This window comes from Sulfobacillus sp. TH-112, from assembly GCF_057473405.1.
On record NZ_JBYCKN010000155.1, the window covers coordinates 1 to 3,445 of the forward strand.

Here is a 3,445-nt window from a genome sequence, read left to right on the forward strand (position 1 = left end):
CGCTCATCGTTCAAAATGGTCTGCGGCCAGGGGTCATTCAAGACCACCTGCATGCGATGCATCGCGGCTTTGATGCTGTCCATAGTGTTTTGGAAGATAAACCGTCCCCGGTAAAGCACCGACACCGTATCAGCCATCCTCTCCACGTCCCCAACGTCGTGGGTTGCCATGACAATCGTGGTTCCCTCTTGAGCGGCCATCTCCATAATGAGTTGTTGAACTTGCTGCTTTACCACCACGTCAAGTCCATTGGTTGGCTCATCCAACAGCAAAAGCAGAGGACGCGCAGACAAGGCGACGGCAATTTGCAAGCTGGTTTTCATCCCGGTCGATAAGTGACCTATCACTTTCCTCGGATCAATTTCCAAACCCTTTAAGAGCCGTTGGGCCATGGCCATATCCCAGTGTTCATAGAGAAGACTCGAATATCTCATCCACTCCGAGACATGAAATCCGGGCGATGCCACTTGGCCGGCCGCAACATACTGGATTTCTTGCCTTAACTCGGGCATGTCGTGCGTCAAATTCTGTCCGAGAACCACCACCTCCCCACTATCAGAGCGGAGAGTTCCCAGCGCTAGTCGAAGTAGCGTTGTTTTGCCCGCCCCATTGGCTCCAATGAGACCGTGGACGCTGCCTTCTTTGACCGACCAATCAACCCCTTCCAATGCTGGCATACCTAAAAATCGCTTTCTCACGTTTTTCATGCTAATCGCGAATTCACTCACGGCTCATCCCGCCTTTCATTTCACGCCAGGTAATTAACGCCTCCTGGAAAAGTGCCTCCAGTTCCGCCTCGCTGAGTTGCAGATGATGCGCTTCAATCATTAAGTGTTGCAGCTGATGAGCCATCTTCTCCACGCGTTCAGGCCGGTCGGGCGGCGCACTTCTCGGGGCCACAAAAGTTCCCCGACCGCGAATCACTTCAATGACCCGTTCTCGCTCTAACTCTTGATACGCTTTAGCAATGGTATTGTGATTGAGTGTCATCACGCTCGCCAATTCTCGCACCGATGGCATCTTTTCTCCCGGTTCTAAAATGGCCCGGGCTACCGCCACTTTTACACCATCTACCACTTGCTGATAAATGGGCGTGGATGATCGCGGATCGACTTGAAACCACATCGCATCACCCCCATGTATGTGTGTACCGGTATTCATAGTACACAAGAAGAATAAGCGCACACTATTCCCGTGTCAAGACCTTCAAGCTTATTCAGAGACCACCCCCTGAGATCCCAGAGCGCAATCCAAAAAAGGTGACCTCGGCCCCCTACTCTGCAAAGGAAGGTGCCTCATCACCACTTGGCCGCCCTTTGTGAAGGAAGGGCGGCCGAGCGAGTGGATAATACTATTAAGGGTGATCTGGAAACGCTAGGACGCGGAAACCAGGTGATTAAATATTCCGGTAGCGATACACCGCTAGAGGGATAAATACTACTAAAATTCCTAGCGTCCACAAGACCGCTTGCCATAACCAGTCACCTACGGGGGCTCCGGTGACAAGCGCACGCACCGCATTAATGGTGACACTGACCGGCTGAACATTAGCAAAATCCTGAAGCCAGATGGGCATGGTCTTGACCGGAACAAACGCTGAACTCGCAAATACTAAAGGAAAAATGGGTAGAAACCCCGCAATTTGCGCCGTTTCGGGATCCTTCACCATCAAACCCACCGCAGCAAATATCCAAGAAAAAGCATAGCCAAAGGCGAGTACCAATACTAAACCCGCAATATTATGCGTGACAGATCCATGAAATCGAAATCCCACCAAAACCCCAACGACCAGCATCAATATCACCACTAAAATGTTACGGGCCAAATCCGCTATGGTCCGCCCCGCCAATACCGCCGACCGGGCCATTGGCAATGAACGAAACCGGTCGATAATCCCGCCCTTAAGATCTTCTGAGAGTCCCACCGCCGTGGATGCCCCCCCAAAGAGCGACGTTTGCACAAAGATGCCGGGCAAGAGATAGTCCACGTAATGCCCTCCCGGGGTAGAAATTGCTCCTCCAAAGACATAACGAAATAGGAGCACAAACATAATGGGCTGAATCCCAGAAAACACCAAGAGCTGTGGCGTCCGTACAATGTGCATCAGATTGCGATAGGTAATGCCTACGACATCTCCCAAGGCCAGGCGCACACCTCCGCGAGGTGCCTTTTTTGACTGTTGCAGTTCTGCGTTAACGATGGCGTCCCCCTCCTTGGGCCACGAGATTCTCTGAACTCTCCTCGCTCTCTGCCCGATGACCTGTAAGCGTCAAAAACACATCATCCAACGACGGACGTCGCACTCCAATATCGTCGATATCAATTTGTTGTTGAAGAAGCTGTTCGCCCGCTGTGACGACCACCTGTGCTCCCCCGGGCGTGGGCACGGTAATCAGTCGACGAATCTCGTCAACACGTGCCTTTCCGGTGCCTATACGCTCCAATACCGTAACTGCGGTCGCCATGTGATTCGCGTCCTTCACCACCACTTCCAGTACCGCGCCACCAACTTGCGCCTTCAATTCATCGGCCGTCCCTTCAGCAATCACCGCACCTCCGTCAATCACGGCAATGCGATGCGCTAACCGATCGGCTTCTTCAAGGTATTGCGTGGTGAGTAAGAGGGTGGTGCCATCGCGAACCAACCCCTCAATAAATTGCCATAATTCAATACGGGTGCGTGGATCGAGGCCAGTGGTCGGCTCATCTAAAATCAGTACCTCAGGGCGTCCGACCAAGCTAGCCCCAAGATCGAGCCGACGCCGCATTCCTCCAGAATAGGTTTTGACGGGTCGATCACCGGCATCCGTTAAAGAAAATCGTTCGAGAACCTCCTCAGCCCGGTTTTGACGTTCCTTCTTCCCCAAATGATAGAGGCGTCCCACCAGTTCGAGGTTCTCGCGCCCCGTTAAGAGTTCATCGACAGCGGCATATTGACCAGCGAGTCCGATGGCAGAGCGTAGCGCCACTGCATCCTCCACCACGTCATATCCAGCAATCCGTGCCTTCCCGGAATCTGGCTTTAAAAGTGTGCTGAGAATACGGACCAATGTGGTCTTGCCGGCGCCATTGGGCCCAAGTAACCCTAAAACGGTCGCCTTCTCTACTTTGAGGTTTACTCCTCGTAACGCGTGGGTCGATTTAAACGATTTGGTAATCCCTTCAACCTCAATAACTGTCTCGGCCACTTTACACCCCCGATTTCTTCCCATCATTCCTCACCTTGGGAAACGTTCGCTTAACATACTAAACTTTATCGCAATCCGAGAACACCCCCCGGCGGAAGACACGGCGCATCACGAAAAGTCACCCCCCATTACCCACCGGATTCCTGCGCTGCTCTGATATTCTATAGTGGTCCCCGAAAACTAGACAAGTTTGGAGGGCCTCAAGTGTTACACTGGACACGTTATGCCAAAGCAAAAACATCATACCGCGACGTTCA

4 protein-coding genes are annotated in these 3,445 nt (G+C 52.5%); all 4 read right to left on the minus strand.

Annotated elements, in window-relative coordinates; translation table 11 throughout:
• Nucleotides 1-728, minus strand: a 728-nt coding sequence (locus tag ACOJWD_RS11070; RefSeq protein ID WP_486993290.1) for an ABC transporter ATP-binding protein, incomplete at its 3' end; no start/stop codon positions are given.
• Nucleotides 721-1,125, minus strand: a complete 405-nt coding sequence (locus ACOJWD_RS11075; RefSeq protein ID WP_486993291.1) for a GntR family transcriptional regulator — start codon at nt 1,123-1,125, stop codon at nt 721-723. The genes ACOJWD_RS11070 and ACOJWD_RS11075, both read right to left, overlap by 8 nt.
• A 271-nt stretch (nt 1,126-1,396) precedes the next feature.
• Nucleotides 1,397-2,152: an ABC transporter permease gene (locus ACOJWD_RS11080; protein WP_486993292.1), complete on the minus strand. Its 756-nt coding sequence runs from the start codon at nt 2,150-2,152 to the stop codon at nt 1,397-1,399.
• Between the two features lie 40 nt (nt 2,153-2,192).
• Nucleotides 2,193-3,188, minus strand: a complete 996-nt coding sequence (locus ACOJWD_RS11085; RefSeq protein ID WP_486993293.1) for an ATP-binding cassette domain-containing protein — start codon at nt 3,186-3,188, stop codon at nt 2,193-2,195.
• Nucleotides 3,189-3,445: the final 257 nt, after the last annotated feature.

Coding starts and splice junctions, on each gene's coding strand:
- ACOJWD_RS11075 (WP_486993291.1), bottom strand. CDS start 1,125: ATGTGGTTTCAAGTCGATCCGCGATCATCCACGCCCATTTATCAGCAA.